Annotated in this window: 21 protein-coding genes; 14 read left to right on the top strand and 7 right to left on the bottom strand. The window is 61.9% G+C overall.

Annotation, left to right across the window (positions count from 1 at the left end; genetic code table 11):
- The first annotated feature begins 157 nt into the window (after positions 1 to 157).
- Positions 158 to 2026, top strand: coding sequence for an ATP-binding protein (locus tag FHT75_RS02085; RefSeq protein ID WP_047611122.1), 1869 nt, complete (start codon positions 158 to 160; stop codon positions 2024 to 2026).
- A gap of 4 nt (positions 2027 to 2030) precedes the next feature.
- Positions 2031 to 3377 (top strand): sigma-54-dependent transcriptional regulator, encoded by a 1347-nt coding sequence (locus FHT75_RS02080; RefSeq protein ID WP_047611123.1) that lies wholly within the window; start codon positions 2031 to 2033, stop codon positions 3375 to 3377.
- Between the two features lie 21 nt (positions 3378 to 3398).
- Here FHT75_RS02080 and FHT75_RS02075 read toward each other — a convergent pair whose 3' ends face one another.
- On the bottom strand, positions 3399 to 3866 hold the full coding sequence (locus FHT75_RS02075) for an Lrp/AsnC family transcriptional regulator (protein WP_017994786.1): 468 nt from the start codon (positions 3864 to 3866) through the stop codon (positions 3399 to 3401).
- Positions 3867 to 4097: 231 nt separating this feature from the next.
- On the opposite strand from FHT75_RS02075, the gene trxB reads away from it, so the two are divergent.
- The 6 genes from trxB to FHT75_RS02045 all read left to right on the top strand — a co-directional run bounded on the left by trxB (position 4098) and on the right by FHT75_RS02045 (position 10035).
- Positions 4098 to 5072, top strand: a complete 975-nt coding sequence (gene trxB / locus FHT75_RS02070; RefSeq protein WP_028758411.1) for a thioredoxin-disulfide reductase — start codon at positions 4098 to 4100, stop codon at positions 5070 to 5072.
- A gap of 22 nt (positions 5073 to 5094) precedes the next feature.
- Entirely contained in the window at positions 5095 to 5991 is an 897-nt protein-coding gene (locus FHT75_RS02065; protein ID WP_003581089.1) for a LysR family transcriptional regulator VtlR, read from the top strand.
- Positions 5992 to 6544: 553 nt separating this feature from the next.
- Positions 6545 to 6838 carry an ArsR/SmtB family transcription factor gene (locus FHT75_RS02060; RefSeq protein WP_028758410.1) on the top strand — a complete coding sequence of 98 codons (294 nt, stop codon included), beginning with the start codon at positions 6545 to 6547 and terminating at the stop codon, positions 6836 to 6838.
- A gap of 1 nt (position 6839) precedes the next feature.
- The gene (locus FHT75_RS02055) at positions 6840 to 8006 is read left to right on the top strand and encodes an MFS transporter (RefSeq protein WP_028758409.1); all 1167 of its coding nucleotides are present in this window, start codon (positions 6840 to 6842) and stop codon (positions 8004 to 8006) included.
- A 25-nt stretch (positions 8007 to 8031) separates the two neighbouring features.
- The gene (locus FHT75_RS02050) at positions 8032 to 9156 is read left to right on the top strand and encodes an alkene reductase (protein WP_063474548.1); all 1125 of its coding nucleotides are present in this window, start codon (positions 8032 to 8034) and stop codon (positions 9154 to 9156) included.
- 78 nt (positions 9157 to 9234) lie between these two features.
- Positions 9235 to 10035 (top strand): aminoglycoside phosphotransferase family protein, encoded by an 801-nt coding sequence (locus FHT75_RS02045; RefSeq protein ID WP_047611136.1) that lies wholly within the window; start codon positions 9235 to 9237, stop codon positions 10033 to 10035.
- On the opposite strand, the gene FHT75_RS02040 is transcribed toward FHT75_RS02045, so the two are convergent.
- Positions 10032 to 11054 carry an NAD(P)H-binding protein gene (locus FHT75_RS02040; RefSeq protein ID WP_047611139.1) on the bottom strand — a complete coding sequence of 341 codons (1023 nt, stop codon included), beginning with the start codon at positions 11052 to 11054 and terminating at the stop codon, positions 10032 to 10034. The two genes, FHT75_RS02045 and FHT75_RS02040, sit on opposite strands and share 4 nt — an antisense overlap.
- 94 nt (positions 11055 to 11148) lie before the next feature.
- Between FHT75_RS02040 and FHT75_RS02035 the strand changes: the two genes are divergently transcribed.
- Complete coding sequence (locus FHT75_RS02035; RefSeq protein ID WP_063474547.1) at positions 11149 to 12048, top strand: LysR family transcriptional regulator; 900 nt, start codon at positions 11149 to 11151, stop codon at positions 12046 to 12048.
- A gap of 104 nt (positions 12049 to 12152) precedes the next feature.
- Positions 12153 to 12668: a GrpB family protein gene (locus FHT75_RS02030; protein ID WP_028758404.1), complete on the top strand. Its 516-nt coding sequence runs from the start codon at positions 12153 to 12155 to the stop codon at positions 12666 to 12668.
- 2 nt (positions 12669 to 12670) lie between these two features.
- Here the strand turns inward: FHT75_RS02030 and FHT75_RS02025 are convergent, their stop codons facing one another.
- On the bottom strand, positions 12671 to 12952 hold the full coding sequence (locus tag FHT75_RS02025; protein WP_028758403.1) for a DUF2188 domain-containing protein: 282 nt from the start codon (positions 12950 to 12952) through the stop codon (positions 12671 to 12673).
- A 231-nt stretch (positions 12953 to 13183) separates the two neighbouring features.
- Between FHT75_RS02025 and FHT75_RS02020 the strand changes: the two genes are divergently transcribed.
- Positions 13184 to 14281 (top strand): calcium:proton antiporter, encoded by a 1098-nt coding sequence (locus tag FHT75_RS02020; RefSeq protein ID WP_063474546.1) that lies wholly within the window; start codon positions 13184 to 13186, stop codon positions 14279 to 14281.
- A gap of 60 nt (positions 14282 to 14341) precedes the next feature.
- On the opposite strand, the gene FHT75_RS02015 is transcribed toward FHT75_RS02020, so the two are convergent.
- From FHT75_RS02015 to FHT75_RS02005, 3 genes are all read right to left on the bottom strand, one after another.
- Positions 14342 to 15208, bottom strand: a complete 867-nt coding sequence (locus FHT75_RS02015) for a hypothetical protein (RefSeq protein ID WP_063474545.1) — start codon at positions 15206 to 15208, stop codon at positions 14342 to 14344.
- A 47-nt stretch (positions 15209 to 15255) separates the two neighbouring features.
- On the bottom strand, positions 15256 to 16161 hold the full coding sequence (locus FHT75_RS02010) for a glycosyltransferase family 8 protein (protein ID WP_028758401.1): 906 nt from the start codon (positions 16159 to 16161) through the stop codon (positions 15256 to 15258).
- Positions 16162 to 16429: 268 nt separating this feature from the next.
- Positions 16430 to 17632, bottom strand: coding sequence for a pyridoxal phosphate-dependent aminotransferase (locus FHT75_RS02005; protein ID WP_028758400.1), 1203 nt, complete (start codon positions 17630 to 17632; stop codon positions 16430 to 16432).
- A gap of 384 nt (positions 17633 to 18016) precedes the next feature.
- Between FHT75_RS02005 and FHT75_RS02000 the strand changes: the two genes are divergently transcribed.
- The 3 genes from FHT75_RS02000 (at position 18017) to FHT75_RS01990 (ending at position 22371) form a co-directional block, all read left to right on the top strand.
- Positions 18017 to 20404 (top strand): marine proteobacterial sortase target protein, encoded by a 2388-nt coding sequence (locus FHT75_RS02000; RefSeq protein WP_047611151.1) that lies wholly within the window; start codon positions 18017 to 18019, stop codon positions 20402 to 20404.
- A complete protein-coding gene (locus tag FHT75_RS01995) occupies positions 20394 to 21167 on the top strand; it encodes a class GN sortase (RefSeq protein ID WP_063474544.1) in 774 nt (257 codons plus the stop codon). The genes FHT75_RS02000 and FHT75_RS01995 overlap by 11 nt, the downstream gene beginning before the upstream one ends.
- 61 nt (positions 21168 to 21228) lie before the next feature.
- Positions 21229 to 22371, top strand: coding sequence for a PQQ-dependent sugar dehydrogenase (locus FHT75_RS01990; protein ID WP_063474543.1), 1143 nt, complete (start codon positions 21229 to 21231; stop codon positions 22369 to 22371).
- A gap of 4 nt (positions 22372 to 22375) precedes the next feature.
- Here the strand turns inward: FHT75_RS01990 and FHT75_RS01985 are convergent, their stop codons facing one another.
- A complete protein-coding gene (locus FHT75_RS01985) occupies positions 22376 to 22843 on the bottom strand; it encodes a hypothetical protein (RefSeq protein WP_063474542.1) in 468 nt (155 codons plus the stop codon).
- Between the last annotated feature and the right edge of the window lie 62 nt (positions 22844 to 22905).

The following is a 22905-nucleotide window of genomic DNA, read 5'->3' as shown; positions in this document are numbered from 1 at the left end:
CTCAGCCGTTGTTGCCATCTCCTTCGCAATCACCGTGCCAGTTTCACGCCGACCAACCAACAGATTGAATTTATTAATGAAAAATTTACGGGGCTGCTGACAGCTAATTAAGAAATGCGGAAATCCGCACAAATCCATTTGCGTTTCGTGCAGAAAAATGCACAAATCCGCCATGTCCGTGTCGCCGAAATTGTGGCCTTCCCTGCCCCTGCAGCACCGCATCCACCGGATGTGGTGGACCTATGCCGTGTTCGCCCTCCTCGCCGTCGTCGCAAGCCTCTGGGCTGGCGGCGAGATCGGCCGGCACCGGGCGGAGGCCGCCCTTGAGGAACAGGCCCGCATGGATGCGAGACTGAATGCGGCTTTGCTGCGCACGGTTCTCGAAAAATACCGGGCGCTTCCCTTCGTTCTGTCGCAGGACGCAGCACTCGCCGCGGCGCTGGCCGGAAAGGATGCCGGCGCGTTCGAGCGGCTCAGTCAGAAGCTGGAAAATTTGGCGGCGGGCACGAAGGCCGCCGTCATCTATGTCATCGACAAGGACGGCATGGCGGTTTCGGCCAGCAACTGGCGCGAACCGACGAGCTTCGTCGGCAATGACTACCGCTTCCGCGAGTATTTCCAAGGGGCAGTCGAACGAGGACAGGCCGAGCACTTCGCACTTGGCACGGTCAGCAAGAAGCCGGGCCTCTATATCTCCCAGCGGATTTCGGGCAGCAATGGCCTGCTGGGTGTCGTCGTGGTCAAGGTCGAATTCGACGACGTCGAGGCGGATTGGAATGCCTCGGGCACCCCGTCCTATGTCGTTGACGAGCGCGGCATCGTCCTCATCACCAGTCTTCCATCATGGCGGTTCATGACGATCGGCCGGATCGCCGAAGACCGGCTGACTGCGATCCGCGAAAGCCTTCAATTCGGCGCTGCGCCGCTTCAGCCCCTGCCGCTCGATCTTATCAGGAACCTCGGGGACGGCCTTGACGTCGTTGAGATCGTCATGCCCGGCGATGCCGGAAAAACCAGGTTTCTCGATGTCGGGATGCCGGTTCCGGCCACCGGATGGCAGCTGCAGCATCTCGTGACGCTCGGGCCGTCCGTCGATGCGGGAATTCGCGAAGCCCGCATGCTGGCCTTGCTCATCCTCTTGCCGCTGTTGGCCGCAGCAGCCTTCCTGTTGCGCCGCCGGCATGCGATCACCCTGCGGATATCCAGAGAACAGCAGGCGCGGGAGGAACTGGAACGGCGGGTAGTCGAGCGGACGCTGGATCTCAGCCAGGCGCGGGACCGGCTGCAGGCCGAAATCATCGGCCATAAGAGCACAGAGCAGAAGCTGCAGGCGGTGCAGCAGGATCTGGTGCAGGCCAACCGGCTGGCCATCCTGGGCCAGGTGGCGGCCGGCGTCGCTCATGAGATCAATCAGCCGGTGGCGACCATCCGTGCCTATGCAGACAATGCCCGCACCTTCCTCGATCGCGGCCAGGCGGCGCCAGCCGGCGAAAATCTCGAAAGCATTGCGGCGCTGACGGAGCGCATAGGTGCGATCACCGAAGAGCTGAAGACCTTTGCCCGCAAAGGCCGAGGCAGCGCCGAACCGACAGGATTGAAGGACGTCATCGAGGGTGCTGTGATGCTGTTGCGCAGCCGGTTTGCCGGGCGAATGGATTTGCTCGACATCGACTTGCCGCCGCCTGAGCTGCAGGTGATGGGAAACCGGATCCGTCTCGAACAGGTGCTGATCAACTTGCTTCAGAATGCCCTGGAGGCGGTGGCGCCGAAGGCCGGAGAGGGCCGCGTCGAGGTCAGAACGTCAGCCGATGCGGAGATGATAACGGTGACGGTCGCCGACAACGGCCCCGGCATTCCGCCTGACATTCGCAAAGGCCTGTTCACCCCGTTCAACACCTCGAAAGAGAGCGGTCTCGGTCTCGGGCTGGTCATCTCCAAGGATATCGTCGGCGATTACGGCGGCCGGATGGAGGTCGTCAGCGACAGCGGGGGAAGCCGCTTCATCGTTCATCTGAGGAAGGCTTGAGCTCATGGACACACTGAGCCCCGTTGCGCTGATCGACGACGACAAGGATTTGCGCCGCGCCACCGCCCAGACGCTCGAACTCGCCGGTTTCACCGTGTCCGCCTATGACGGGGCGAAAGCCGCATTGGCGGACCTGCCGGCCGACTTCGCCGGCCCCGTCGTCACCGATATCCGCATGCCGGAGATCGATGGACTGCAACTCTTCGCCACGCTGCAGGGCATGGATGCCGACCTGCCGGTGATCCTGATGACCGGCCACGGCGATATTCCGATGGCCGTTCAGGCGATCCAGGACGGCGCCTATGATTTCATCGCCAAACCCTTCGCGGCCGATCGGCTCGTCCAAAGCGTGCGTCGCGCCAGCGAGAAGCGGCGGCTTGTTCTGGAGAACCGCATGCTGCGCAAAGCAGCCGAGGATGCGCAGGAGAACTTGCCGCTGATCGGCCAGACGCCTGTCATGGAAAACTTGAGAAACATTCTTCGCCATATCGCCGATACCGATGTGGACGTGCTGGTCGCCGGCGAAACGGGCAGCGGCAAGGAAGTGGTTGCCCAGATCCTGCATCAGTGGAGCCACCGCCGGAAGGGCAATTTCGTGGCGCTCAACTGTGGCGCTCTGCCCGAAACCGTCATCGAAAGCGAACTGTTCGGCCACGAAGCCGGCGCCTTTACCGGCGCTCAGAAGCGCCGCACGGGCCGCATCGAACATGCAAGCGGCGGCACGCTTTTCCTCGACGAGATCGAGAGCATGCCGGCCGCCACGCAGGTCAAGATGCTGCGAGTGCTGGAGATGCGCGAGATCACGCCGCTCGGCACCAACGAGGTGCGCCCGGTCGATCTTCGCGTTGTCGCGGCTGCCAAGATCGACCTCGGGGATCCCTCGGTGCGCGGCGATTTTCGCGAGGATCTCTATTACAGGCTGAATGTTGTGACGATCTCCATTCCGCCGCTGCGAGAACGCCGCGACGATATTCCGCTGCTGTTCTCCCATTTCGCCGCCCGTGCCGCGGAGCGGTTTCGCCGCGAGGTCCCGCCGCTTTCGCCCGGTGTGCGGCAGCATCTCGCCTCGCATACATGGCCCGGCAATGTCCGCGAACTCTCGCATTATGCCGAACGCGTGGTGCTTGGTGTGGAAGGCGGTGGAGCGGCAGTGGTCCCTGCGCAGCCGGCGGGCTCCACGCTTCCCGAACGACTGGAACGCTACGAGGCGGAGATCATCCGCGACACGCTGTCGGCCAATGACGGCGACGTGCGCCGCACCATCGAAGCGCTCGGTATTCCGAGAAAGACGTTCTACGACAAGCTCCAGCGCCACGGCATCAACCGGGGCGGCTATATCTCGCGCAAGTAATGGACGGGAGCAATTGGGAGTCTAGACTTCCACCAGTCCCAGCTTCTTCACCTGCCGGATCGTCAGCATGGTGCGCACGGTATCGACATGTTCGTTCGCCGTCAGCACCTCGATGACGAAATCCTGGAAGCGGGTGAGGTTCTCCGCCACGCAATGCAGCAGGAAATCGCTGTCGCCGGAGACCATCCACGCCTGGCGCACCAGCGGCCATTCGGTGGTGGCGGCGGCAAAGGCCTTGAGATTGCCTTCCGACTGGTGCTTGAGGCCAACCATGCAGAAAGCGACGAGGTCGAAGCCGAGCTTCGGGCTGTTCAGCATCGCGTGATAGCCCTCGATGATGCCGGCTTCCTCGAGCTTGCGCACCCGGCGCAGGCAGGGCGGCGCCGAGATGCCGACGCGATCGGCGAGCTCCACATTGGTCATGCGGCCGTCGGCCTGCAGCTCCCGGAGTATCTTTATGTCGATGACGTCGAGTTCGGCGCGACCCACATCATTGCCTTTCTTTAATTCTCCGCGGGGAGCTTCTATATAAAGCGGCGGAATACGCAAGAATGTTTCACGCCGATGACGGATTCTTGCACATCCTGGCGATTTGCCTTGTTGGTAACGCAAGGCTGCCCTTGAATAAAAGCATTGGACGTTCATAAATGGCCCATGGACCGCGAAACGGCCGCAATCACCACTTAGCCGCCGCCCTCCTGCCAGTCGAAAGGAAATGACATGCCCGCCCGCCATACCAAGGTGCTCATCATCGGTTCCGGACCCGCAGGCTATACTGCCGCGGTCTATGCCGCGCGCGCCATGCTGAAACCGGTTTTGATCGCCGGTCTCGAACAGGGCGGCCAGCTGATGATCACCACCGATGTGGAGAATTATCCGGGCTTTGCCGATCCGATCCAGGGTCCCTGGCTGATGGAACAGATGCTGCAGCAGGCAAAACATGTCGGCGCCGAGATCGTCAACGATCTCGTGACCGAAGTCGACATGAACCAGCGTCCCTTCGTCGCCCGCACCGACAGCGGCCAGGTCTGGACCGCGGATACACTGATCATCGCCACCGGCGCCAAGGCCAAATGGCTCGGCATCGAGAGCGAACAGCATTTCCAGGGATTCGGCGTTTCGGCTTGCGCCACCTGCGACGGCTTCTTCTATCGCAACAAGGATGTGATCGTTGTCGGCGGCGGCAACAGCGCCGTCGAAGAGGCGCTCTATCTCTCCAACATCGCCAAGTCGGTCACCGTAGTGCACCGCCGCGATTTCTTCCGGGCCGAGAAGATCCTGCAGGAGCGTCTGTTCTCCAAGGACAATGTCAAGGTGCTGTGGAACACCGAAGTGGCAGAGATCACCGGCACGCCGGCCAAGCCGCCGATGCCGCAATCCGTATCCGGCGCCCGCCTGCGCGACACGCGTACCGGGGCGATCACCGAGGTTACGATCGACGGCGTCTTCGTCGCCATCGGCCACGCGCCGGCAACCGAGCTCTTCAAGGACAAACTGAAGCTGAAGGACAATGGCTATCTCTGGACCGCACCGGATTCGACCGCGACCAGCCTGGAGGGGGTGTATGCTGCGGGCGACGTGACCGACGACACGTTCCGCCAGGCGATCACCGCCGCCGGCCTGGGCTGCATGGCAGCACTGGAAGCCGAGCGATATCTGACGGGCCACATGCCCGTCGCCGTGGCCGCGGAGTAAGATCGGCATGAGGGGTGGGGGAATGCCATTGGATTGGGACAAGCTGCGTATTTTCCACGCAGCTGCCGAGGCGGGTTCGTTCACGCATGCGGCGGATAAACTGCATCTGTCCCAATCCGCCATCAGCCGCCAGGTAAGCGCGCTGGAGCAGGATGTCGGCACCAAGCTGTTTCACCGCCATGCGCGCGGCCTGATTCTGACGGAGCAGGGCGAACTGCTTTATCGCACCGCCCACGACGTGCTGCTGAAGCTCGAAACCGTGAAGATGCAGCTCACCGAGACGACCGAGACGCCGTCCGGCAAGCTGCGCGTCACGACGACGGTCGGTCTCGGCCAGGGCTGGCTGACCGACAAGATCCAGGAATTCCTGCAGCTCTATCCCGATGTGCAGATCCAGCTGATCCTCGACAACGAGGAAGTGGATGTGAACATGCGCCATGCCGACTGCGCGATTCGCCTGCGCCAGCCGCAGCAATCCGACCTCATCCAGCGCAAGCTCTTCACCGTGCACATGCACGTCTATGCGGCTCCGTCCTATATCAACCGCCATGGCGAGCCGCAGAAGATCGAGGATCTCGACAATCACCGCATCATCACCTTCGGCGAGCCGGCGCCGAGCTACCTGCTCGACGTCAACTGGCTGGAGGTCGCTGGCCGCTCGTCCGACAACAAGCGCATCCCGCATCTGCAGATCAACAGCCAGACCTCGATCAAGCGAGCCGCCCTGCTCGGCATCGGCGTCGCCTGCCTGCCGGATTACATCGTCGGTCGCGACCCCGGCCTGATTCAGCTGGCGATCAATGCCGACGTCCCCTCCTTCGATACGTATTTCTGCTATCCCGATGAAATCAAGAACGCCGCCAAGCTGAAGGCCTTCCGCGATTTCATCGTCAGCAAGGCTAGAAACTGGAACTTTTAAGCCCGATTTTGTCGACGTTTTGCATACTATGCAGAAGGCGCATGACTGGCATGCACAAATGAGGGTTGCCGTTTGCCCATTAAACCACCATATCGCACATAGCTGATGCACATGGTGGCTTTTCCTCCCAGTTCCACCGCATTAGCTGTTCCCCTCTGGAGGTTTTTGACCTTCACACTTATAAGGGCCCTGGTTTTCCAGTGGCCCTCTTTTTTTGCCTTGCTTGCCCAGGGAAATGCCGCACCGCAAAAAAATTGTGCGGCGCATAGCAGACATGCACAAAAAAGCATTGAAACCTGCTCAAGGAAGCACCATATCCATCTCAGCTGATGCATCTTGTGGTTTCTCTCCCAGTACCACCGCATTAGCTGTTCCCCTCTGGAGGTTTTTGACCTTCACAATTACAAGGGCCCTGGTTTTCCGGTGGCCCTCTTTTTTTGCCCAAAAATTGCGCACCCACTAAAAGCCGCCACCTCACGCCTCCGTGATTTGCATATCGAGTTCCGACGATCAATATATCGGTCAAACACGATTTATAGTTCGGCGAACGACGATGGACAAAGACGAGATTATCAAGGCACTCGCTCATCCCGCCCGGATGGACATTCTGAACTGGCTGAAAAACCCCGAGCAACATTTCCCCTCGCAGGAGCACCCTTTCGAAATGGGTGTCTGCGCCAGTCAGTTCGAGCGCTGCGGCCTGTCGCAGTCGACGGTCTCGGCTCATCTCGGGACGCTGCATCGCGCCGGCCTCGTCACCACCAAACGCGTCGGCCAGTGGATCTTCTACAAGCGAAACGAAGAAACGATCGCCGCTTTTCTCAAGCAACTGACGCAGGACCTTTAGAATGCCCCTCGCCCTCCTCGTTCTCGCCTTGAGCTCGTTTGCGATAGGCACCACCGAATTCGTCATCATGGGTTTGCTGCCTGAGGTCGCCGCCGATCTGTCGGTGACGATCCCGCAGGCCGGATGGCTGGTAACCGGTTATGCGCTGGCGGTCGCAATCGGCGCACCCGTGATGGCCGTTTCGACTGCGAAGCTGAAGCGCCGCACCGCCCTGATTGCGCTGATGGCCTTCTTCATCGCCGGCAACCTGCTGTGCGCTCTGGCGAGCGGCTACTGGGTGCTGATGATCGCCCGCATCGTGACCGCGCTTTGCCACGGCGCCTTCTTCGGCATCGGCTCGGTCGTCGCCGCCGGACTGGTCGCCGAAGACCGCAAGGCTCGCGCCGTCGCGCTGATGTTCACCGGCCTGACGCTTGCCAATGTTCTCGGCGTGCCGCTCGGCACCGCGATCGGCCAGGCCTATGGCTGGCGCGCCACCTTCGGTGTCGTCACCGTCATCGGCATCGTCACTATATCAGGCCTGATCGCCATTTTGCCGAGGGACAAGCAGCAGGAAAACGGCAGCATCCTGCGCGAGATCGCGGCACTCCGGAATGGCGGCCTGTGGCTGGCGCTCTCCACCACCGTCTTCTTCGCCGCCTCGATGTTCGCCCTCTTCACCTATATCGCGCCGCTGCTGCGCGACGTCACCGGCGTGTCGCCCGAAGGCGTCACCTGGACGCTGTTCCTGATCGGCCTCGGGCTGACCGTCGGCAACCTCGTCGGCGGCAAGCTTGCCGACTGGCGGCTCGGCGCGACGCTTGCCGGCGTCTTTGCCGCGATCGCCATCACCTCGATCGCCTTCAGCTATACGAGCCGCTTCTTCATCCCGGCCGAAATCACCCTCTTCCTTTGGGCACTGGCAAGCTTTGCCGCCGTGCCGGCGCTTCAGGTCGGCGTCGTCGGCTTCGGCAAGGACGCCCCGAATCTTGTTTCGACGATCAACATCGGCGCCTTCAACACCGGCAATGCGCTCGGCGCCTGGGTCGGCGGCCTGGTCATCGACGCGGGCTTCGATCTCACCCGCGTTCCACTCGCCGCAGCCTTGATGGCCCTAATCGGCCTCGGCGCGACGGTGCTCACCTATCTCTCCGCCAGGGGCCGAGCCGCCCTCGCTCCTGCCGAGTGATCCTCCCGCAAAAGAAAGGACCATCATGGCCAAGCTTTTCGAACCCACGAAAGTCGGCGACATCCCCGTCAAGAACCGCATCGTCATGGCGCCGCTGACCCGCAACCGCTCGCCGGGCGCAATCCCCAACGACCTCAACGTCGAATATTACCGCCAGCGCGCCAGCGCCGGCCTGATCATCACCGAAGCGACAGCCATCACACATCAAGGCCAGGGTTATGCCAATGTGCCGGGTCTCTATACCAAGGAGGCTCTCGACGGCTGGAAGCGCGTCACCGACGCGGTCCATGCTGCTGGCGGCAAGATCGTCGTGCAGATGTGGCATGTCGGACGCATCTCGCACACGACGCTGCAGCCGAACGACGGCAAGCCGGTTTCCTCGACCAACCGCGTCGCCAAGGCCAAGACCTATCTGGTCAATGCCGACGGCACCGGCGGCTTCGCCGACACCTCCGAGCCGCGCGCGCTTGAAACCGCCGAAATTCCCGGCATTATCGAGGATTACCGCAAGGCCGCCCGGGCCGCGATCGATGCCGGCTTCGATGGTGTCGAGATCCACGGCGCCAACGGCTACCTGCTCGACCAGTTCATCCGCGACGGCGTCAACGACCGTAGCGATGCATATGGCGGCTCGATCGAAAACCGTGCCCGCCTGACCTTCGAAGTCGTCGATGCCGTGGTCAAGGAAATCGGCGCCGGCCGCACCGCGATCCGTATCTCGCCGGTGACGCCGTCCGGCGAAAGCTACGATTCCAATCCGCAGGCGACCTTTACACACATCGTCGAAGGCCTGGCCAAATACGACCTCGCCTATCTCCATGTCATCGAAGGCCAGACCGGCGGCGACCGTGACTACAAGCAGGGCGATAATCCCTCCTTCGAATACAAGGCGCTGCGCCAAGCTTACGAAAGGGCCGGCGGCAAGGCCGACTGGATGGTCAACAACGGCTACGACCGTGATCTGGCGATCGACACCGTCGAAAGCGGCCGCGCCGATCTCGTCGCCTTCGGCAAGCCCTTCATTGCCAATCCCGACCTCGTCGAGCGCCTGGAACACCATCTGCCGCTCAACACGCCCGACCAGTCGACCTTCTACGGCGGCACCGGCAAGGGCTATATCGACTATCCTATCCTCGAAAAAGTCGCCTGAGCCTTTTGCAATGCAAACCGCGAAATCCCGCCGAAAGGCGGGATTTCCATTTTCGATGCATCTTTGTAGCGTGTCGCCATGTTCGATTCTTATCTCCATCGCTGGTCGCTCATACAAGACGGCGAGCCGATCATCACCCATTCGAGCCTGTTGCTGCCGGTCCTCTGGCAGGATGGGCCCGCCATGTTGAAAGTGGCTGCCGATATCGACGAGCGATATGGCGCACTGCTGATGCAATGGTGGGATGGTGACGGCGCAGCCTATGTCTTCGCCCGTGAGGACGACGCCGTGCTGCTGGAAAGGGCGATGGGGAAACGCTCGCTGCTTGCCATGGCGATGAATGGTGAGGACGACGAGGCAAGCCGCATTCTCTGTCAGACAGCGGCACGGCTGCATGCGCCGCGCGAAAAACTGCTTCCCGATCCCGTGCCCCTCACCCGCTGGTTCCGCGATCTGGAGCCGGCAGCAGCCAAGCATGGCGGCACGCTTGCCGATTGTTCGGCGATCGCCAACGCCCTCCTTGCCGATCCGCGTGACGTCGCCATCCTTCACGGCGACATCCACCACGGCAATATCCTCGATTTCGAGTCGCGCGGCTGGCTGGCGATCGATCCGAAGCGGCTCCACGGCGAACGCGGCTTCGATTTCGCCAACATCTTCGCCAATGAGGAATTGCCAACGATCACCGATCCGGCTCGCTTCCGCCGCCAGCTCGCAGTCGTCTCAGCAGCGGCTGGGCTCGAGCCGAAACGGCTGCTGCAATGGATATCTGCCTATTCCGGCCTTTCCGCCGCCTGGTTCCTCGGCGATCCGAACATCGAGCAGGCAGAAAAAGCCCTGACGGTCGCCCGGATTGCGCTGGCCGAACTTCGGACCTAACGCATCTTTTCAGGCGAATGCCCGATAAAGGCGGTCGTCATGTCGCGATGCGGTTCAGGCAGGCAGCCAAGCGCCGCGAGCGAAGCCCTGACGGCCTCGTCGATCGGCGTCTGCGGCTCCCTTCCGAGCTCGGCCGTGAGCCTGGTGTTCCGCATCCGCGCCGGCACCTTCCAGAGATAACGCATCTCCTTGATCTCCCGCATCACAGGAACGAAGGGTGCTGCCAGCGGCACGATCCACCAGGGAAAGCCGGCGATCTTCGCCTTGCCGCCGGCGACGCGCTTGATCGCTTCGGCCATCTGCATGCCGTCCGCATCCCAGAAGCCCTCCATATGATAGACGGCGAAAGGCGGCAGCCGATCGGCCCGCTCGACGAGCTGGGCGATGGTTTCCGCCATGTCGGGCAGATAGGCCCATTGATGGCCGATGCCGCGCCGTGCGGGATTCCTGATCGTGCCGACCGGCTTACCGGGGGTTACGAGGCCAGACGAAAACCAGCTGTTGCCAGTCGTGCCCGGACCGAAGAAATCCCCCGCCCTGACGATGATGACGCCGGCACCGGACTGCGAGGCGGCCTTCAGCTGCTTCTCCATGTCGACGCGGATCGCCCCTTTCTTCGTCACCGGATGCTGCGGGCTTTCCTCCGTCGGCGCCGGCAAGGCATCGGGGCCGAAATTATAGACGTTGCCCGGCAGCACAATGCGCGCGCCGACGGCGCGGGCGGCGGCGATTGTATTGTCCAGCATCGGCAGCACCAGCTTTTCCCAGTCGCGGTAGCCGGGCGGATTGACGGCGTGGACGATCAGGCCGACGCCTTCAGCCGCCCTCAGCACGTCACCGGCATTCATCGCATCGCCCTGCAGCCATTCGAAAGCCGGCTCGCGCCTCGACGCCTTGGCTGCATCACGGTTGAGCGCCCGGATGCGCCAGCCGCGCCCAAGCAGCTTGCGGGCAACCGCGCCGCCGATACCGCCGGTCGCGCCGAGGACGAGGGCCGTCATCTGCATTTCGCTGTTCATGACATTCATCTCCTTCGGTTGGATGAGAGGATCATGCCATCAGCAAGGCATAAACAAAATTGACGAAATTGTTGCATCTGCTATACAGAAATATATGAGCGTTGAACCAAGCTGGGATTTCTACCGCAGTTTCCTGACCGTGCTCCAGCAGGGATCGCTTTCAGCCGCCGCCCGAGAACTGGGGCTGACCCAGCCGACCATAGGCCGCCATGTCGATGCACTGGAACTGGCGATCGGCGCCGAACTCTTCACCCGCTCGCCGAATGGATTGCTGCCGACCGACGCCGCACTGGCGCTCAAGCCCTATGCCGAAACACTGGCGGCAACCGCTGCCGCCCTGTTGCGCACCGCATCCGGTGAGCGCGAACGCGTGGCTGGAACGGTCAGGGTCAGCGCCAGCGAAGTCATCGCCGTCGAGGTGCTGCCTGGGATTCTCGGACCGCTGCAGGAGACCTATCCCGACCTCCAGATCGAGCTCTCGGCTTCCGATATCATCGAGGACCTGGTGAACCGCGAGGCCGACATCGCCGTGCGCATGGCCGAGCCGCAGCAGGATGCGCTCCTCGTGCGCCGCATCGGCGATATCCCGCTCGGCTTTCACGCCCATCGCCGCTATCTCAGCCGATACGGAATTCCGCAAACCTTGGCTGACCTCGCAAACCACCGGCTGATCGGCTTCGACCGGCAGACGGCCTATGTACGCATGGTGATGAAACGCTATGCGGTGCCCGGCATCGAATTCTCCTACAGGACCGACAGCAACCTTGCCCAGCTTTCCGCAATCCGCGCCGGCGTCGGCATTGGCATCTGCCAGACCGGGCTTGCGCGGGAAAATCCTGACCTGGTGCACATCCTGCCCGATGCCTTCAAAATCCCGCTCGGTACATGGGTGGCGATGCATGCGAGCCTGAAGACCTCGCCGCGCTGCCGCGCCACGTTCGACGCCCTGGTCAACGGTCTGCAGGACTATTACCGATATTCGACCAGCGCATAAGTGCGAAAATCGGAATCGATTTTCGGAAAGAATCATGCGCAAATTTCAAAGCAATAGGCTCCTTGGCACGTCCTGTTGGACGGGCGCTCCGGCGGGATGGGAAAATGACGACGCACAACCCGGTTGAACTCGTGCCCCACGATCCGCAATGGCCCCAAGCCTTCCGGCGCATCCGCGACAGGTTGCTGGGCTTGCTGCCGCAGGCGCTCTCCATCGATCACATCGGCAGCACGTCCATACCGGGCATGACCGCCAAGCCGCTTATCGATATCGACATCATCCTTCCCGGCCTCGGGCATATCGAAGGCGCCACCCGCGTGCTTCTGGCAGAAGGCTACGAGCCGCGCGGCAACCGCTATGACGACGATGTCTGGGCGTTTTTGTCGAGAGGTTCAGTGCCGGCGGAGCGGGTCTATCTTTGCCCGCCCGGCAACAGCACCCATCGAAACAGGCTGGCTTTCCGGGATTATCTCATCGCGCATCCGCAAGCGGCGGCGGAGTATGCCGCGCTCAAACGCAGGCTGGCAGCCGAATTCAGGATGGACGGCGATCGCTATACCGCGCATAAGCGTGAATTCGTCGACGCGATCGTCGCGCGGGCATTGACGGGCAATCGGTAATTTCAAATGCCTGGCGAGGCCCCGGCCGCGTGACCTTTCCAGAGACCATCCACCACCTCGGTTTCCGGCCGGTCGCCGCCTTCGGCATATTCCTCATGCCACTTGCCGTTCTCGTCTTGCCAGCTGATCTCGGCGGAATCGCCGCCGACCTGCTGTTCGGCCGCGACGATGCGCGCAGCTTCGAGGGCCTCGGCATGGGTCGGAAATGCCTCGGAATAGACACCTCCCAGCCTGTAGGCCCAGCCGCCGTCATGCGGCACGACTTCGTAGACCACCTTGATCATGCATCCGTCTCCTCATCTTCTTGTTGCGCATTCGCACGCTTCCGGACAGGATCCGGATCATCGCGGCCGCTTGACGAGAATTCGAGGACGCCGCGATCTGCTTTCCGGCCCCGATGACGTTCAGTATTCCATTAAACGCCGAAGACTGCAAACGGGACTGGCCCTGGGCCTGCTTGATAGGCGAAATCAGTGACTTAGATAAAACGCATGAATCGGGACAGGAGCTCAGGCTTGGGGATCGCGTCACGCTTTAAAGAAGAAAAGTTTCTGGTCGTCGCACTTTTCGTTGCAGTGATCGCCTATCTCATGGAACACGCGGTGATCGAGATGGGGCGCGGCGTCGCGCTGATCGCAGCCGTCGCCCTGGTCGGCACCATCGTGCTCGCCTCTATCCGCGTCGCCCATCATGCCGAACTGCTCGCCGTCAAAGTCGGCGATCCCTACGGCACGATGATCCTGACCCTTTCGGCCGTCGCCGTCGAAGTCATCATCCTCGCCATCATGATGAGTGGCGAGAGTTCGCCGACGCTGGTGCGCGACACGATCTATTCCGCCCTAATGCTCGATATCAACGGCATTCTTGGCCTCGCCGCGCTGCTCGGCGGCCTCAAGCACGGCGAACAGCCCTATAACGATAACTCCGGCAAGACCTACGGCGTGATGATCCTCACCGCCATGGGCATCTCGATGATCGTGCCGGAATTCGTGCCCCGCGACAAATGGCACTATTATTCCGCCTTCACTATCGTCGCGATGATCGCGCTCTACGGCCTCTTCCTGCGCATGCAAGTCGGTCAGCACAGCTATTTCTTCAGCTATAGCTATCCGCGCTCCGAGCGGAAGAAAGAAAGTCCGGACGAGCACGCCCCCGACGAGTCGGCCGCGATCTCGATCGCCACCATTCTCGTCGGCGTGGTCATCATCGGCCTGCTGGCGGAGTTCATGTCGGCCTTCATGGCAGAGGGGCTGCGCGACAGCGGCGCGCCGATCGCGGTGACCGCCGTCGTCGTCGCGGCGATTTCGGCCGCCCCCGAAATCCTGACGGCATTGAGGGCAGCCCTCAGGAACCGCATGCAGGCGACGGTCAACATCGCCATGGGCGCTTCACTGTCGACGGTGATCCTGACGGTACCCGTCATGGAGGCAATCGCGCTCTACACCGGCCAGCCCTTCATCATGGCCATGACCCCGGTGCAGACGGTAATGGTGACGATCACGCTGATTGCCGCGGCGATCAACCTCAACGACGGCGAGACCAACGCCATCGAGGGCATGACGCATTTCATCCTCTTTGCCACCTTCATCATGCTGACGGCGCTGGGACTTTGACGGTGGCGGCTGACATCGCCTTCTTGGCAGTTCACCCTTGTTGGCAGGTCCCTGCGGCAGTCATTCCTTCGACTTTTCGAGGAAGCGCTGCTTGCGGGTTTTCGGCTTGAAGCGCCGGAAGAAACCCTCAATGGCGCGGATCGATTTGGTGACGGACATCAGCCGGTCGATCTGGCCGTTCGCATTGTGGAGCCGTTCCGACAGAACTTCGGCCGCCGTCATCGCAATCTCGATCGGCGGCACCTGCGGAAACCGTTTGGCCAGCGCCGAATAGGGGCTGGCATCGACGCCGCCCATCATCGAGATCGAGCCCATCCTGGCAAAGAGACGCAGGAAGATCTGCTCGAACGTCCAGTCGTGCACGTCGAAGACCTTCCACTTCTCGCTTCTCTTTGCCGAAAAACCGGCAAGCAGGATCTTGCCCGGCAGTTGCAGGTCGGCCAGCCAAAGCGCCATCGCAAAGCCGCTCGTCGCGATCTTGCCTGTCGGATAGAGATCGCCGAGCATTTGCGTCAGATCGAGATGGCGGGTTCTGGCGCCTTTGAAGCCGCTCTCCTCACTGAAGTTTTCCTCCGGGGAGGCGCGAATATTGACGACACCCAAAAAATCGTTGCCGGCAAAGAAACGCAGAACATCCGCCGTCTCGCGCCGGTGGACGATATTGGCGCCCATCACGCCGCTGCGGGCAATCAGCACCGCATGGCCGGTGAAGGCTTCGTCGAGCACCTTATAGACATTGTTGAAGAAGACGTAGAGCGTCGTCTCCGGAAATTCGCTTCGCAGCCGCTCGAAATCGACTGCTTCGCTGTTTGCCACCAGCACGACGTGGGAATAAGGTGACAACAGTGCCTTCCACGCCTCCGGCGTCAGGAAGTTGAAGCCGCCATCCGCGGCGGCCCTCTGCGTGTCACTGGGGATTGCTTCCATATCGGCTCACATGCACTTTCCAAGGACGATGCGCACTGCCCGCCTTACTAGCTGTTGCTGAAATAGGCGCGCGTCCGTGCCAGCCGCGTCAGCCCGCCGATACGCTTTCCCACATGCGAAAGGAAACCCGCGACCCGGCCCATCATCGACGGCTGCCTGCAGAACGAGGCCCACGGCGTATTGCTGAGATCCTCGATATAACGCTTGGCCATCCGGCGGTGCACCCAGGGTACGGTGGCCTGCCACGGTTTTTTCCGGCCGGTAAAATGAATGATCGCCGGCCGGCCGACAAAGGGCAGAAGGCCGGTCTGCGTATTCCAGCGCGGATCGAGCACCAGCCAGTCGCCGTCGAAGGTGACGTTCAGCGCATCCTGATCGTTATTCTCGAAAAGATGCGACCGCTCCTCGAAGATCTCCCGTGTCCTGGCAAAAAGCTCCCTCTCCCGGCAGGCCGCCCAGTCGAACAGCAGCACACCGGCATTGAAATAGCGGCCACCCTCGTGCATGCCGATCTTCCGCTGCCGTGCGCCGGCCTTCTCGGGAAAGGCCATGACATAGTCGTCGACGGCGGCAAGCGCCTTGCCTTGAAAATCCCTGCTGAAGAGTTCGTCAACTGGCGCAACTGCCAGCACATCGGCGTCGAGGTAAAGCAGACGCTCGATATGAGCGGGTATGTGCAGATCCATGTAGAGCCGCGCCAGCGTCGCACCCGACCAGCGGCCCCGCGCCTGCTTTGCCGTATCCGGCGTATTGTAGGGCAGCACAGTGATCGCCATGCCGTGCATCCGCGCGAAATTTCCGACCTCGGCGCTTTCATTCGGCGTAAGGTCGATGCCGAGAAGCAGGAACTCCACGGCAGAACCGCCGAGATTGCGCTTGACGGAAAGCAGGGTGCAGCAGGCGGCCGGCAGCATGTTGACATCCGAACAGACGATCACCGCACTCTGCTGCAAAATCCCGGCCTCCCGAAGCGGCAACGTAAACTTGATGCCGGATATCTAGTTGGTTTGATGCCAACCCGCAACCGCCGATCACCCGCCGAGCCGTCACCCTGCGTCACGTTTTGAATCGGAATTCAACGACTTGCGAGGCAAAGTGGAATCAACTCTGCAGCATGTTGAATCGGGACGTGAACGACAATCACAGCGCCAGCCCGACCTCGCCACAAAGAAAAAGGCCCGCCGTCGCGGCGGGCCTTTGATCGATGCTGTGCCAACCGGCTTACTTGCAGGCGCCGCAGAAGCGCTGGATACGGCGGCAGGCTTCCTCGAGCTGTGCTTCGGAAGTTGCATAGGAGATGCGGAAGTTCGGGCCGAGACCGAAGGCCGAACCGTGAACGACGGCAACGCCTTCCGATTCCAGCAGTTCGGAAACAAAATCCTCGTCCGTCTCGATGACCTTGCCCGACGGAGCCGTCTTGCCGATCAGACCCTTGCAGGAGGGATAGACGTAGAAGGCGCCTTCCGGCACCGGGCAGACAATGCCCTTGGCCTGGTTCAGCATGGAAACGACGAGATCGCGACGGCCTTCGAAGATCTTCTTGTTCTCCGGGATGAAGTCCTGCGTGCCGTTCAACGCTTCGACAGCAGCCCACTGGGCGATCGATGTCGCACCCGAGGTCTGCTGGCCCTGGATCATGTCCATGGCCTTGATGAGCTGCAGCGGGCCTGCCGCGTAGCCGATACGCCAGCCGGTCATTGCATAGGCCTTGGAGACGCCGTTCATCGTCAGCGTCCGGTCGTAGAGCTTCGGCTCGACTTCGACAGGCGTGACGAACTTGAAGTCGCCATAGGTCAGGTGCTCGTACATGTCGTCGGTCAGCACCCAGACATGCGGATGTTTCATCAGCACATCCGTCAACGCCTTCAACTCGTCATGCGTATAGGCCGCACCCGTCGGGTTGGACGGCGAGTTGAAGATGAACCACTTTGTCTTCTCGGTGATCGCCTTTTCGAGATCGGCCGGCTGGAGCTTGAAATTATGCTCCTGGGTGGCCGAAACGAAAACCGGCGTGCCGCCGCACAGCGCCACCATCTCGGGATAGGAAACCCAGTAAGGCGCCGGGATGACGACTTCGTCGCCGGGGTTCATCGTTGCCATGAAAGCGTTGAAAAGGATCTGCTTGCCGCCGGTGCCGACGATCGTCTGCTCCGCTGTATAGTCCAGGCCGTTCTCGCGCTTGAACTTGGCGGCAATTGCCTTGCGCAGCTCAGGAATGCCGGAAACCGGCGTGTACTTCGTCTCGCCGCGGTTGATCGCGTCGATGGCGGCCTTCTTGATATTGTCGGGCGTATCGAAATCCGGTTCACCCGCACCGAGGCCAATGACGTCACGTCCTTTTGCTTTCAGCTCGCGCGCTTTCTGGGAGACGGCGATGGTGGCTGAAGGCTTCACACGGGAAAGAGCATCGGCAAGGAAGGCCATGATAACGGTCCTATTGGTTGAAACGGGCAGAAAGCCGGGACCGGAGTTCTGCGGTTAGCTCTATGTCCAATGTATGACGGCATTTCAAGCGGAAAGGCGTCATGGCGGCATGATTCTTATTGATCATTTCGCCGCGCCGCCCGCCCGGCCTGTCCACGCCTTCGGACTGGCCGGCGTCACGAGGTTGAATCGTGCTGCGCGGATCTTGAATCAAACTCTGAAGTCATCCGGATTTATACCCTGAAATCAGTGGCATCGCCGGATTCGACCATCGCCACGAATAAGCCGCAACAAATGCCGAGCCACGCCGCAATTCGGTCGTGAGCGCGCCGAGATCGAAGCCGCATCATCCGGCATCCGAAATTGGTTATTGAGGGTATGCCAATGTTTCTGGAAGATGAGTTTGCCATAGGGCGCATTCGCGCCCGCCGAATTTCCGTTTCAGTCCTTGTTGCCGTCACCGCTCTTGCCGCCTGCATAGCGGCGATGCTGGGGTTTGCCTCCACAGTCCGCGCCGAGCAGGCGCCGCAGGCATCCAACCAACTGGCGGCGCTTGTCCGGCCGAATGACGTCAACAGCGGCTCGCTGCTCTTTCCGTCGAAGGAGCCGGGCTTTTATGTCGAAGCGCCGCGGCTGAAGACCGATGTCGCCATCGACGTCTCCGGCCCGATCGCCAGGGTGAAGGTGACGCAGCGCTTTCAGAATCCAAGCCAGGGTTGGGTAGAAGGCACCTACGTCTTCCCGCTGCCGGACAATTCCGCCGTTGACGCCCTGAAAATGCAGATCGGCGAACGCTTCATCGAAGGCCAGATCAAGCCTCGCCAGGAAGCCCGTGAAATCTACGAGCAGGCCAAGGCCGAGGGCAAGAAGACGGCGCTGCTCGAACAACAGCGGCCGAACATTTTCACCAACCAGGTCGCCAATATCGGTCCCGGCGAAACCGTCGTCGTCCAGATCGAATATCAGCAGACGGTCCACCAGTCGGGCGGCGAGTTCTCGCTGCGTTTTCCGATGGTCGTCGCCCCGCGCTACAATCCGGCGCCGATCGTCCAGACCGTCGAGTTCAATAACGGCGCCGGTTTCGCCACACCACGCGACCCGGTGGAAAACCGCGACAAGATCGAAGCCCCCGTACTTGATCCGCGTGAGAACGCCAGGATCAATCCGGTTTCGCTGACCGTCGACCTCAAGGCAGGCTTCCCGCTTGGCGACGTCAAATCGTCCTTCCACGCGGTCGATATCAGGCAGGATGGCGACCAGGCGAGGACGATCGGCCTGAAGGCGGACACCGTTCCCGCCGACAAGGATTTCGAGCTCACCTGGAAGGCCGCCCCCGGCAAGATGCCGAGTGCCGGCCTCTTCCGGGAAGTCATGAACGGCAAGACCTATCTGCTCGCCTTCGTCACCCCGCCCACGGCTCCGGATGCGGCAGCGCCGCCGGCAAAACGCGAGGTAGTCTTCGTCATCGACAATTCCGGCTCCATGTCCGGTCCGTCGATCGAGCAGGCAAGGCAGAGCCTGGCGCTTGCCATTTCCAAGCTGAACCCCGACGACCGTTTCAACGTCATCCGTTTCGACGATACGATGACGGATTACTTCAAGGGTCTCGTTGCTGCCACCCCGGACAATCGCGAAAAGGCCATTGCCTATGTCAGGGGCCTGACAGCCGACGGCGGCACGGAAATGCTGCCCGCCCTGGAGGCTGCATTGCGCAACCAGGGACCGGTCGCAAGCGGAGCGTTGCGCCAGGTCGTGTTCCTGACGGATGGCGCAATCGGCAACGAGCAACAGCTCTTCCAGGAAATCACTGCAAACCGCGGCGATGCCCGCGTCTTCACCGTCGGTATCGGCTCGGCGCCGAATACCTATTTCATGACCAAGGCCGCCGAAGTCGGCCGTGGCACCTTCACGGCGATCGGCTCGACCGATCAGGTGGCAAGCCGCATGGCCGAGCTTTTCGCCAAGCTGCAGAACCCAGCCATGACCGATATCGCCGCGACCTTTGAAGGCATAAAAGCCGAGGATATCACGCCGAACCCGATGCCGGACCTTTACAGTGGCGAACCCGTCGTGCTGACCGCCGAACTGCCTGAGGACAAACCCGCCGGCAAGCTGCAGATCTTCGGCAAGACAGGCGAGCAGCCCTGGCGCGTCGACATGGATATCGCCAATGCCGCCGACGGCAAAGGCATTTCCAAGCTCTGGGCCCGCCGCAAGATCGACGATTTCGAAGCCCGTGCCTATGAACGTCAGGATCGGGCCGCGCTCGACAAGGATATCGAGACGGTCGCTCTCGCCCACCATCTCGTCTCCCGCCTCACCAGCCTCGTTGCCGTCGACGTTACCCCGTCACGCCCGGCCGACCAGCCGCTCGGCTCAACCAAGCTGCCGCTCAATCTGCCTGAAGGTTGGGACTTCGATAAGGTCTTCGGCGAAAACCCTGTCCCTCCTGCCGGCGGAGAACGCCATGGCTCGGCGACGCCGGCAGGAAACGCCGGACCGGAACAGGCGGCAGCCGAAACACAGGATCTCGCCGCATCGCCCGGGATCGCAAACATGATGGCAGCAGCCCCGACCGCCAAGGCCGCCACCATGATCGCGCAGAAGAGCTCGACCGTGAACCTGCCGCAGACGGCAACGCGCGCCGACGAGCAGATCATCCGCGGGCTTACCATGCTGCTCCTGGCGCTGACGGCGGCAAGCGGGCTGGCCATCTGGCGCCGGCGCATCAAACGGGTGATCGCGGTCGGGGCCAAGCGTTATGGTCTCTAGGCTCTCCGCAAGCCACAACGAGGAAGCGGCCGAATTCGAGCCGCTTCCGACCTATCTGGAACTCGCCATGGCGGCCGCCACGGCCTATGACAGGCCGAAGGCGCGCCCGAGCAAGGGCTTTTTCCTCTGGCGTCTTTCCTCGATCGAAAAGGCAATCGCCTTCGCCATTGCCGGTCTTGCCCTCTATGGCCTGGCGCTGATCGGCGACGGCTTCCTGCTGAAAGCGAAGGCGGAGCTCTCCCAGATCCTGCTGAAACGCGCTTTCGCCGCGGAGCTGCAGGGGAAAGAGACAAAGCCCTGGCCCTGGGCGGATTTCACCACCGAGGCCAAGGTGCGCGCCCCGCGCCTCGGCAAGGAGGCGATCGTGCTTTCCGGCGCCTCCGGCGAGGCTCTCGCCTTCGGTCCGGCCTGGCTCGTCAACACCCCACAGCCGGGCGAGGAAGGCACCTCCGTGATCGCAGCCCATCGCGACACGCACTTCCGCTGGCTGCAATATATAAAGCCCGGCGATACGATCGAAGTCACGCGCCGCGACGGCAAACTATTGACCTTCAAGGCGGGCGAAGGCCGCATCGCTCCGTGGGATGCAAACGGCATCGATCCCTCCTCCGACGGCCGCCGTCTCGTGCTGACCACCTGCTGGCCCTTCGACGCGACGGAGCGCGGGCCCTTGCGCTACATCCTCGAGGCGGAACTGGTCGACCCTCAGGCGACCGGCTCGGTTCAACCGCCAAACACAAAGCCGTTATATCAGGTCGAATGAGGGTTGAAGCTGTTTCCTGTCCGCTCCACGTTCAGCCTGGAGAGACGACAGGGAAAACACGATGAAGAGAATATCCGCCCTCCATTTGGCCGCAGCGCTGGTCCTGTTCGGGGCTATATCCGCGGATGCGGCTGATACCATCAAAGCGCAGGATCTTACAGTGCGAGTCGACAAGCTCGCCGACGGTCTCGAACATCCCTGGGCGGTCGAGGTGTTGCCCGACGGCGCCTATCTCGTCACCGAGCGGCCGGGCCGCATGCGCATCATCCGAGAGGGCAAGGTCTCCGACCCGATCGGCGGCGTGCCGAAAGTCAGCGCCCGTGGCCAGGGCGGCCTGATGGACGTGGCGCTCGCCCCGGACTTTGCGACGAGCCGAAAACTCTATTTCACCGCCGCCATCGCCAACAGGCAGGGCTCCGGCACCGAAGCCTTCAGCGCCACACTTTCGGCCGATGAAAAGACCCTGGACGCAGTAAAGCCGGTTTTCACCATGCGGCGCTTCACATCAGGCAATATCCAGTACGGCTCGCGTATCGCGATATCCGGCGACGGCTCGCTGTTCATCAGCGTCGGCGACCGCGGCGACCGCGACCGCTCGCAGGACTGGCAGGACGATGCCGGCTCGATCATCCATATCAATGCCGACGGCAGCATCCCCGCCGACAATCCGTTCAAGGACGGCGGCAAGGCGCTGCCGGAAATCTGGTCGAAAGGCCACCGCAACCCGCAGGGCATCACCTTCGACGCCAGGGATGGCAAGCTCTATACCGTCGAACACGGCGCCCGCGGCGGCGACGAGATCAACCAGCCCCAGGCCGGCAAGAATTACGGCTGGCCGATCATCACCTATGGACGCGACTATTCCGGCGCCGAGATCGGCGAAGGCACAGCCAAGGAAGGGCTGGAACAGCCGCTGCATTATTGGGATCCTTCGATCGCACCCGGCGCGCTCGTCGTCTATCGCGGCGCCATGTTTCCGGAATGGGACGGCAATTTCATCGTCGCAGCGCTGAAGTTCCAGTTGCTGTCGCGCATGCAACGTGACGACAACGGCGCCTTCGTCGCCGAAGAGCGCCTGTTCGAGGGCGAATACGGCCGCATCCGCGACGTCGTCGTCGCACCCGACGGAGCGCTGCTGATGGTGACGGACGAGGACGACGGCGCGCTGCTCAGGGTCTCCAGGGCGCAAGCCCGCAACGGCTGAGAGATCACAACGGGCCGCGCAGTTCCTTGCGGATGACGAATTTCAGCCCGGACCAGATCTCGTCGACGGCGCAGACCTTGACGTCGACCAGGCCCGTCGGGAGCAGAACCTCCCGCAACACGTCCTCGGTGATGTCGGTCGGCACGCGTGAACTCTTCTTCGGCCAGGAGATCCAGACCATGCCGCTCGGCATCAGGACAGAAAAAAGCGTGGGCGCAACAGCCTCCAGCGCCGCCCGTTCTGTTGTAAACAAATGCACATAGTCGAAGGCGCGCTGAGGCGTCTCGGGAAGCGCGCGGACGACCGAAGCAAAACCGTCGAAACCATGGATCTCGCCGATCGTCTCGGGAACACCGAGAAGAGCCGCGGCCTGCCCATCAGCCAGGCCGAGCTTCCGGGCAAGCGGCGTGCCGGAATAGCCTGCCGTCTTAGCCGCTGCGGTGTCGCCGGCTGGCCGTTCTTCACGTCGCATGCCTTCACCTCCGTTCACACCGCCCAAAGTCTTCACCCTTGCCGGAAGGAAACGCAACTGCT

This window comes from Rhizobium sp. BK112 (genome assembly GCF_014193215.1).
GTDB classification, from domain to species: Bacteria; Pseudomonadota; Alphaproteobacteria; order Rhizobiales; family Rhizobiaceae; genus Rhizobium; species Rhizobium anhuiense.
Note: the sequence above shows the minus strand (reverse complement) of the source record. Positions and strands in the feature narration are given on the sequence as shown.

Bases quoted from the DNA above. Each gene is read 5' to 3' on its own strand.
- FHT75_RS02085 (WP_047611122.1), top strand. From the start codon at position 158: ATGCACAAATCCGCCATGTCCGTGTCGCCGAAATTGTGGCCTTCCCTG.
- FHT75_RS02080 (WP_047611123.1), top strand. From the start codon at position 2,031: ATGGACACACTGAGCCCCGTTGCGCTGATCGACGACGACAAGGATTTG.
- trxB (WP_028758411.1), top strand. From the start codon at position 4,098: ATGCCCGCCCGCCATACCAAGGTGCTCATCATCGGTTCCGGACCCGCA.
- FHT75_RS02065 (WP_003581089.1), top strand. From the start codon at position 5,095: ATGCCATTGGATTGGGACAAGCTGCGTATTTTCCACGCAGCTGCCGAG.
- FHT75_RS02060 (WP_028758410.1), top strand. From the start codon at position 6,545: ATGGACAAAGACGAGATTATCAAGGCACTCGCTCATCCCGCCCGGATG.
- FHT75_RS02055 (WP_028758409.1), top strand. From the start codon at position 6,840: ATGCCCCTCGCCCTCCTCGTTCTCGCCTTGAGCTCGTTTGCGATAGGC.
- FHT75_RS02050 (WP_063474548.1), top strand. From the start codon at position 8,032: ATGGCCAAGCTTTTCGAACCCACGAAAGTCGGCGACATCCCCGTCAAG.
- FHT75_RS02045 (WP_047611136.1), top strand. From the start codon at position 9,235: ATGTTCGATTCTTATCTCCATCGCTGGTCGCTCATACAAGACGGCGAG.
- FHT75_RS02040 (WP_047611139.1), bottom strand. From the start codon at position 11,054: ATGAACAGCGAAATGCAGATGACGGCCCTCGTCCTCGGCGCGACCGGC.
- FHT75_RS02035 (WP_063474547.1), top strand. From the start codon at position 11,149: ATGAGCGTTGAACCAAGCTGGGATTTCTACCGCAGTTTCCTGACCGTG.
- FHT75_RS02030 (WP_028758404.1), top strand. From the start codon at position 12,153: ATGACGACGCACAACCCGGTTGAACTCGTGCCCCACGATCCGCAATGG.
- FHT75_RS02025 (WP_028758403.1), bottom strand. From the start codon at position 12,952: ATGATCAAGGTGGTCTACGAAGTCGTGCCGCATGACGGCGGCTGGGCC.
- FHT75_RS02015 (WP_063474545.1), bottom strand. From the start codon at position 15,208: ATGGAAGCAATCCCCAGTGACACGCAGAGGGCCGCCGCGGATGGCGGC.
- FHT75_RS02005 (WP_028758400.1), bottom strand. From the start codon at position 17,632: ATGGCCTTCCTTGCCGATGCTCTTTCCCGTGTGAAGCCTTCAGCCACC.
- FHT75_RS02000 (WP_047611151.1), top strand. From the start codon at position 18,017: ATGTTTCTGGAAGATGAGTTTGCCATAGGGCGCATTCGCGCCCGCCGA.
- FHT75_RS01995 (WP_063474544.1), top strand. From the start codon at position 20,394: ATGGTCTCTAGGCTCTCCGCAAGCCACAACGAGGAAGCGGCCGAATTC.
- FHT75_RS01990 (WP_063474543.1), top strand. From the start codon at position 21,229: ATGAAGAGAATATCCGCCCTCCATTTGGCCGCAGCGCTGGTCCTGTTC.
- FHT75_RS01985 (WP_063474542.1), bottom strand. From the start codon at position 22,843: ATGCGACGTGAAGAACGGCCAGCCGGCGACACCGCAGCGGCTAAGACG.